At 69.7% G+C, this 7,718-nt stretch carries 8 protein-coding genes and 1 pseudogene; 2 read left to right on the top strand and 7 right to left on the bottom strand.

The features are described 5' to 3' along the window. Both ACFRU2_RS27670 and mscL read left to right on the top strand, forming a co-directional pair. Positions 1 to 298 (top strand): annotated as a pseudogene (locus ACFRU2_RS27670) (hypothetical protein); the annotation flags it as partial. Positions 299 to 418: 120 nt separating this feature from the next. Continuing rightward, a complete protein-coding gene (mscL, locus tag ACFRU2_RS27665; protein WP_382976851.1) occupies positions 419 to 922 on the top strand; it encodes a large conductance mechanosensitive channel protein MscL in 504 nt (167 codons plus the stop codon). Positions 923 to 935: 13 nt separating this feature from the next. Here the strand turns inward: mscL and ACFRU2_RS27660 are convergent, their stop codons facing one another. The 7 genes from ACFRU2_RS27660 to ACFRU2_RS27630 are packed head-to-tail and all read right to left on the bottom strand — an operon-like array spanning position 936 to position 7,691. Beyond that, complete coding sequence (locus ACFRU2_RS27660; RefSeq protein WP_382976815.1) at positions 936 to 1,163, bottom strand: hypothetical protein; 228 nt, start codon at positions 1,161 to 1,163, stop codon at positions 936 to 938. Between the two features lie 37 nt (positions 1,164 to 1,200). Continuing rightward, positions 1,201 to 2,628, bottom strand: a complete 1,428-nt coding sequence (locus tag ACFRU2_RS27655; RefSeq protein WP_382976811.1) for a NarK family nitrate/nitrite MFS transporter — start codon at positions 2,626 to 2,628, stop codon at positions 1,201 to 1,203. 2 nt (positions 2,629 to 2,630) lie between these two features. Continuing rightward, positions 2,631 to 2,999 carry a DUF6755 family protein gene (locus ACFRU2_RS27650; protein WP_250737566.1) on the bottom strand — a complete coding sequence of 123 codons (369 nt, stop codon included), beginning with the start codon at positions 2,997 to 2,999 and terminating at the stop codon, positions 2,631 to 2,633. Further along, positions 2,996 to 3,667: a ubiquinol-cytochrome c reductase iron-sulfur subunit gene (locus ACFRU2_RS27645; RefSeq protein ID WP_382976808.1), complete on the bottom strand. Its 672-nt coding sequence runs from the start codon at positions 3,665 to 3,667 to the stop codon at positions 2,996 to 2,998. Before ACFRU2_RS27645 ends, ACFRU2_RS27650 begins: the two co-directional genes overlap by 4 nt. Next, entirely contained in the window at positions 3,664 to 4,263 is a 600-nt protein-coding gene (locus ACFRU2_RS27640) for a 4Fe-4S dicluster domain-containing protein (protein ID WP_382976805.1), read from the bottom strand. The genes ACFRU2_RS27645 and ACFRU2_RS27640 overlap by 4 nt, the downstream gene beginning before the upstream one ends. A 6-nt stretch (positions 4,264 to 4,269) precedes the next feature. Further along, positions 4,270 to 6,600 (bottom strand): molybdopterin oxidoreductase family protein, encoded by a 2,331-nt coding sequence (locus ACFRU2_RS27635; protein ID WP_382976802.1) that lies wholly within the window; start codon positions 6,598 to 6,600, stop codon positions 4,270 to 4,272. After that, the gene (locus tag ACFRU2_RS27630; RefSeq protein ID WP_382976799.1) at positions 6,597 to 7,691 is read right to left on the bottom strand and encodes an MFS transporter; all 1,095 of its coding nucleotides are present in this window, start codon (positions 7,689 to 7,691) and stop codon (positions 6,597 to 6,599) included. The genes ACFRU2_RS27635 and ACFRU2_RS27630 overlap by 4 nt, the downstream gene beginning before the upstream one ends. Positions 7,692 to 7,718 lie beyond the last annotated feature (27 nt).

The following is a 7,718-nucleotide window of genomic DNA, read 5'->3' as shown; positions in this document are numbered from 1 at the left end:
ACCGCCGCCGGCGCAGCCCCCTGCGGCGGCGGTGCGGCTGGTGTCGGCGCCGGTGCGCATCGCGGACGCGGCGACCGTACGGCTGCTGCGGCCCGGGGACCGGGTGGACGTGGTGGCGGCGGAGCGCGGCGGCCCGCCCCGGGTGGTGGCGGCGGGGGCCCGGGTCTCCGAAGTGCCCGCTCCGGAGCAGGGCGTTGGGGACGGCGGGGCGCTGGTGGTGCTGTCCGTCCCCCGGGACACCGCGCGGGCTCTCGTGGGAGCGGGGACCGTGTCCCGACTGGCGGTGACGTTGTGTTGAATCGCACGAACGTGCAGTCAAGTCACCGTGAGGTGGGGGTCGATTGGACACCCCGGGCCCAAACTGCCGTAGCTTTCGGAACCGTTGGCTCCATGTTCGGCAGATGCGAAGAAAGGCTCACTGGTGAGCGAGAAGAAGAAGGAGAGCATCCTGGCAGGCTTCAAGGCCTTCCTGATGCGCGGCAACGTGGTCGACCTGGCGGTCGCCGTGGTCATCGGTGCCGCGTTCACGAACATCGTGAACTCCGTCGTGAAGGGCCTGATCAGCCCGGTGATCGGCCTCGTCGGCACGCAGAGTCTGGACGCCTACAAGAGCTGCATCAAGGACCCCTGCGGGATCGGCCCGGACGGCAAGCCGACGGGCGTGGAACTCCTCTGGGGTTCGGTGCTCAACGCCGCGCTGACATTCCTGATCACCGCCGCGGTCGTCTACTTCCTGATGGTCCTGCCGATGGCGAAGTACCTCGCCAAGGTGGAGCAGCGCCGCAAGGCGAAGGAAGGCGTCCAGGAGACCATGGAGATCACCGAGCTGGTGGTCCTCAAGGAGATCCGCGACGAGCTGATCGCCCAGCGCGGCGCTGGTGGCGGGAGCGTCCACTCCGACGCTCCGAGCCCCCGGCTCTAGGCGGGCCCTGCGGTCAGACGTGGTGCGGAGGCTTCTCGTCGAGGAAGCGGGCCAGGTCGGCCGCGCTTCCGCCGGCGGGCGGCCGCTCGCCCCAGCCCCGGTCGGTGTCGTCCGAGGACTGCTGGTCCAGCGGGTCTCCGAAGTCCAGCCGCGGCTTCGGCCGGGACGTCGGCTGGGACGTCGGCTGGGATTCCGGATCGGTCTTCGGTGCGTGCGGGTCGGTGGCGGGGGCGTCGCTCATGCCTCCAGGGTACGGCCGCCCCCGCCACCGGCCCCGCTCAGCTGGGAGCCTCGGCGCCCTTGCGGGCGTAGAACCACCAGCACACCACCAGGCACGTGGCGTAGAAGCCGATGAAGATCCACAGCGCGTTGGTGACGGCCATGGCCGCGAACATCGCGGGGATGAAGAAGAAGCCGTAGGCCGCGATGGCCGAGGAGAAGCCGGTGACGGCGCCCGACTCCATCTCCGACTGCTTGAGAGCCGCCGCCTGCGCCTCCGGGCCCTTGCCCTCGGCCTGCTTCATGTGGTGGTCCCGGAAGATCACCGGGATCTGCCGGAAGGTCGAGCCGTTGCCCAGGCCGGAGAAGGCGAAGGCCACCAGGAAGCCGATGTAGAAGGGCCAGAAGTCGCCCTCCTGGCCACCGGACGGCAGCGCGAAGATCACCACGACGAGGGCCGCCGCCATGCCGATGAAGGACAGGATGGTGACCCGGGCTCCGCCGATCTTGTCGGAGAGCCAGCCGCCGCCCCAGCGCGTGAGGGCCCCGATGAACGGGCCGATCCAGGCGTAGGTGGTGGCCTGGTAGCCCTGCCCCTCGAAGTTGTTCTTGATCAGCAGCGGCAGGGCGGCCGCGAAGCCGATGAAGGAGCCGAAGGTTCCGACGTACAGCCAGGTCATCAGCCAGTTGTGCTTGCGCTTGAAGATGATCTTCTGCTGGCTGAAGGGGGCCGCGGCCACCTTGAGGTCGTTCATCAGGAACCAGGCGGCGAGCGCCATGATGACCAGCAGCGGCACCCACAGGAAGGCGCCGTTCTGCAGCCAGACGTCGGTGTTCTTCTTCGCGTCGTGCTGGGGTCCGCCGGCCGGGGCGCCCAGGACGGCCGCGGTGACGACCAGCGGGGCGATCAGCTGGACCACGCTCACGCCGAGGTTGCCGAGACCGCCGTTGAGGCCGTTGGCGCTGCCCTTCTCCCGCTTGGGGAAGAAGAAGCCGATGTTCGCCATCGAGGAGGCGAAGTTCGCGCCGCCGATGCCGCACACGGCCGCGATCAGGGCCAGCTCCCAGTACGGCGTACCGGTGTCCTGGAGCGCGAAGCCCAGCCACAGCATCGGCGCGATCAGGATGATCGTGCTGAAGGCGGTGAACTTCCGCTCGCCGAACATCGGCCCGATGAACGTGTAGAGGATCCGGAAAGTGCCGCCGGTGATGCCGGGGATGGCGGTCAGCCAGAACAGCTGCGACTTCGAGAAGCCGAAGCCGACGTCGTTCAGCCTGACCACGGTCACCGACCAGACCTGCCAGACCACGAAGCCGAGCATCAGGGCCGGGATCGAGACCCAGAGGTTGCGCTGGGCGACCCGGTGGCCTTTGGACTGCCAGAAGCCCTCGTCCTCCGGCCGCCAGTCGGCGATGGTGGCCCCGGGCTTGTAGCTCTCTGCGCGATGGCTGCGCGGTGCCGACGAAGTCGGCGTGGGTATCGACATGGTCATCGGTCCTTCGGGTCGAGGAGCCACAGTCCGATCACGACGAGGAAGGACAGGATCAGGAATCCCGCTCCCCACCAGGCCGTGCCGGTGTTTCCCTTCATCCACTCGTTGACGGTCACGGTGAGCGCCCAGAGCTGGCCGATCACGACCGTGAGGGCCAGGGCGAGACGCGCGTTGAGCCGTGAGGAGCGCTCGGGCTCCTGCTCGGTGCCGGCTCCCGGGCCCGGGCCCGTGCTCCGGATCCGGGGGTCCCCGTACCCGCTGGTGGAGCGGATCTGCGGGTACCTCTCCTGCACCGGGCGGTTGAGCCTCGGCTGGGCACTGCCCGGGTGGTACTCCGGGCGGGGCGGCAGCGGTGTCTCGCTCATGTCGGCTTCCTCTCGGCGGTGCCGGCCCTGGCAGAGCCGGGGCAGCCCAGGCGCGCGGACTCCACGGGGTGGAAGTCGCCGAACTGCCGGCACAGCGCGTCCTTGGCCGGCTCGCCCGACCGGGCGGTGGCGACGGCCCAGACGCTGCCGTCGGCCTGCTCGGTCAGGTAGATCCTCGGCAGCGGGCGCGGCGGCGGACCGGCCGTCACCTCGCCGGTGCGGGCGTCGAAGACACCCTCGTGGCAGGGGCAGTACAGCTCCCCGTCGGGGCCGCGGTCCTCGCGCCACAGCACGCCGCAGGCCAGGTGGGTGCAGACGGCGGAGTAGCCCACCAGCGAGCCGTCCCCGAGGCGCACGGCCAGGGCCCGGTCGTCCTCGCCGGGGAAGCGGAAGGCCACGGACTGGCCGGGCGGCAGCAGGTCGGCGACCTTCTTCGGGTCGGGCAGGCCCTCGTTGTCGCCGTGCCGGTGCAGGATGCCGGCGGCGACGCCGACACCGCCGATGGCCAGGCCTCCGGAGACGGTGGCGACGATCCGCAGGTAGTCCCGGCGGGTGGTGAGGGAGTCGGCACTGATCCGGTCGCGCAGCTGCTCGATCGCAGCGTCGGCGGCCGCTCCGCCGTCGGGGGACGGACCTGGGTGCGGAGGGGGCTGTTCGGTGACGCTCATCGCACGTCCCTTCCGTTGATCTCGACGACGGGCAGGCCGCCGGGGACGGGCCACTGGACCTTGTCGGCGGGGACGACCATGGCCACGCCGGTCTGGACGACGACGTCGCCGAAGACGAAGGAGTCGGCCACCTGGACGCCGGGGCGCTCCGCCTGGAGCTCTTCGAGGGTTCCGTAGAAGAGGGCCCCGGTCGGGCAGACGGTGGCGCACATCGGGGCGAGGCCGTAGGCGGTGCGGTCGTAGCAGAGGTTGCACTTCATCTGCAGCTTCGCCTGGAGGTCGATCTTCGGGATGCCGAAGGGGCAGGCGTTGACGCAGTTGGAGCAGCCGATGCAGCGGGTGGTGTCGGCCTGCTGGACCACCCCGTCGGCGGTCACCAGGATCGCGTCGGCGGGACAGACCTCGGCGCAGGGTGCGACCGGGTCCTCGCAGTGCATGCAGACGCTGGGGAGGGAGGCGACGGACATGCCGGGGTCGGTGTAGTCCAGGTGGATCATCGATTTGCCGCGGTGTGAATCGCACTCGCGGCAAGCCGAGACGCACGCCTGGCAGCCGATGCAGCGACCCGGGTCGATGAAGATCGTGCGGCCCATCATGGCGGGTCAGCTCCTCTCTGCCGTGCCACGGCCCTGCGGGGACGTGGGGGGCAGGGGGTCGGTGCGGGAGGCCTGGGCCTCCGGATAGGCCTCACGGCCCGGCGGGGTGGGCGGCGCGGGCACCTCGTCGACCCGCTCGGCGGCCTCGATCCGGGCGGCGCAGACCTTGTACTCGGGGATCTTCGAGCGGGGGTCGAGGGCGTCGATGGTCAGGGCGTTCGCGGCCGTCGGGACGGGCCAGTGGTACGGGATGAAGACGGTGTCGGGGCGGATCGCCTCGGTGACCAGGGCCGGGAACACCTCGCTGCCGCGCCGGGTGACCACCCGGACCGGTTCGCCGTTGCGGAAGCCGTGCGAGGGATGGACCTCCACCCAGGGGCGGGGGGTCTGCTCGACGAGGGCGCCCAGGCGGCGGGTCTGGTTGCCGGAGAGGAAGTGCGCGACGGTGCGGCCGGTGGTGAGGGAGAGGGGGTACTCCTCGGTGTAGGCGTCCATGGGCGGATGCCATTCCACGACCTGCATGTGGATCTTGCCGTCGGGGTGGTAGGTCCGGCCGTCCTCGAACAGCCGGGGGGTGCCCGGGTGCTCGGTGGAGGGGCAGGGCCAGGCGATCCCGCCGGTCTCGTCGAGGCGGTCGTAGGTGATGCCGTAGTAGTCGTTGACCGTGCCGGCGGAGGCGACGCGCAGCTCTTCGAAAACCTCGCGGGAGCCGGGGAATTCGAAGTGCTTCCCGGCGCCGAGCCGTCGTGCCAGCTCGCAGATGACCCAGGTGTCGGTGCGCACTCCGGCGGGGGGCTCCTGGGCCTTGTTGTGCTTGACCACGCGGGCCTCGGCGTTGGCCATCACGCCCTCGTCCTCGGCCCAGGTGGTGACGGGGAAGACCACATGGGCGTTGGCCGCGGTCTCGGAGAGGAAGAAGTCGAACTGGGCGTGGAACTCCGCGGTGTCGTAGCCGTCCTTGACCACCGCGTAGTTGGGGAGGGAGACGAACGGGTTGTTGCAGATGCCGATGAGCCCGCGGATCTCCTTGCGCTGCATCTGCCAGACCATCTCCATCATGGAGGTGCCGGCGCCGGGGAGTTCGGACTCCTCGATGCCCCAGATCTGGCAGATCTGCTTGCGGTGCTCCGGATTGGTGATGGAGCGGCCGCCGGGCAGCAGGTCGGACTTCTGGCCGTGCTCGCGGCCGCCCTGGCCGTTGCCCTGGCCGGTGATGGTGCCGTAGCCGGCGCCGGGCTTGCCGATGTGGCCGGTGGCCACGCACAGGTTGATGACGGACAGGCAGTTCTCGACGCCCTGGGAGTGGTGCTCGATGCCGCGGGCATGCCAGGCCATGGCCTTGTCCGCGCCGGCGAAGACGCGTGCCACCTGGACGATCTGCGAGGCCGGTACCCCGCAGATCTCCGCGGACCGGGACGGCGGGTACTCGGCGACGGTCTTCTTGACCTCTTCCCAGCCGGTGGTGTTCGCGGCGATGTAGGCCTCGTCGGTGAGGCCCTCGGCGATGACCACGTTCAGCACGGCGTTGAAGAAGGCCGAGTCGGTGCCGGGCTTGAGCGCGACGTGGATGTCGGCGGTGCGGGCGATGGCCGTCTCGCGCGGGTCGATCACGATCAGCGAGGCGCCGCGGTCCCGCGCGCCCCACAGGTACTGGGTCATCACGGGGAAGCACTCCCCCACGTTCGACCCGGCGATGAGCAGGCAGTCCGTGAGGAGGATGTCGGAGAAGGGGTTGCCGGCCCGGTCGATGCCGAAGGCGAGCTTGTTGGCTCCGGCGGCGCTGACCATGCACAGGCGGCCGTTGTAGTCGACGTGCTTGGTCTTCAGCGCGACCCGGGCGAACTTGCCGACCAGGTAGGTCTTCTCGGAGAACAGGCTGGCGCCGCCGAGGAGCCCGAAGGCGTCGTTGCCGTGGGCCTCCTGGATGCGCCGGATCTCGGAGACGGTGAAGTCCAGGGCCTCGTCCCAGGAGCACTCCTTGAACTCCTCGTCCCGGGAGCGCCGCATCAGCGGTGCGGTCAGCCGGTCGGGGTGGTTGACCTGCTGGTAGGCGTTGATGCCCTTGGGGCACAGCCGCATCCGGTTGATGTCGTGGTTGCGGGGCTCCACGCCGAAGACCTTGCCGCCCTTGTCCACGCGCAGGTACATCCCGCACTGCACCCCGCAGAAGCAGCAGTGGGTGGGGACCAGGGTCTCGCCGTTCTGGTCGGCGTGCCACTGGTCGGCGGGAATGCCTCCGGCGTCGCGGAAGTTGCGGGTGCCGGGTGGCGCGATGGAGGGGTCGATGGACACGGGAACGGGACGCGACCCGGCCTTGGAGGGGTCGGTCGTGGTCATTTGAAGCCCTTCTTGACGTGGGTCAGGTAGGCGTTTCCGCGCAGGACCCGCTTGCAGCGGGGGCAGTACTCGGCCCAGGCGTCGAAGTCGAGCTTCAAGTCCTTCATCGTGCCGCGCAGGTTCTCGACGTACGGGGCGGTGTCGATGGGCTCCTCGCAGCGCTTGCAGAGGAAGACCTGCTCGTCCTGGCGGGCCGTGTACTTGAAGAGCTGCATGCCGACGGCGGCCGGGCGCTGGACGATGTGGAAGAACTTCCCGAACGGGATGTAGATGAGGGTGAACACCACCGACACCATGTGCAGGATCGCGAGGAACTCGTATCCGCCGCCGTGCAGGAAGATCGAGGAGAAGGTCAGCAGCAGACCGGTCACGGAGATGACGATCAGGCAGATCAGCGGTAGCAGGTCGTAGGCGAAGCGCTGGCCGGTCATGGCCCCGCGGTCCTTCATCCGCCGGTACAGGAAGTACGAGGCTCCGGGGATGACGAGGACGGCGGCGATGTCCAGGCCGTGGAACATCAGCCAGCCCAGGATGTTCAGGGAGTCGAATCCGAGGACCTTGATGCCCCAGATCCGCATCTCGTACCCGGGGCCCGTCGCGCTGTCGCCGGTGAAGGTGAACCAGCCCCAGGTCAGCGGGAAGGTGATCGCCGCGGCGAGCAGGCAGCCCCAGAACATCAGCTGGTGGGCGATCCAGCGGGAGCGCGAGCGGGCGCCGAGGAACTTCTGGAAGCCGAGGTAGGTGGCGATCATCTTCGGCACGGCGGTGGGCGCCTTGCGGAAGTTGTCGGCCGAGAAGAAGCTGCCGAAGCCCTTTTTGAACAGGCGGCGCGCGCCGGGGGCCGAGACCCACACGGTGTACCGGTAGGCCACGCCGAAGGCCAGGAAGACGGTGGCGACCGCGTAGGGCAGCAGGGCCGAGTCGAAGTCCCGCAGCAGCCTGCTGCCGAGCACGATCGCGACGATGAGCAGGAGCGAGACGACGGTGCCGGCCAGGGTGGCCCGTGCGGTGACGGACCGCCCGGCCTGCGGCGGGGTCTCGGGCGCCGGTGGAGGCGGCGCGGCATCGATGACATCTGAGGGCTCGGACACAGCACCACGCTAGGTGGTCTGTACCGA

It is taken from the genome of Streptomyces sp. NPDC056883, assembly GCF_042788835.1.
In the GTDB taxonomy this organism is placed as follows: domain Bacteria; phylum Actinomycetota; class Actinomycetes; order Streptomycetales; family Streptomycetaceae; genus Streptomyces; species Streptomyces stoeckheimensis.
Note: the sequence above shows the minus strand (reverse complement) of the source record. Positions and strands in the feature narration are given on the sequence as shown.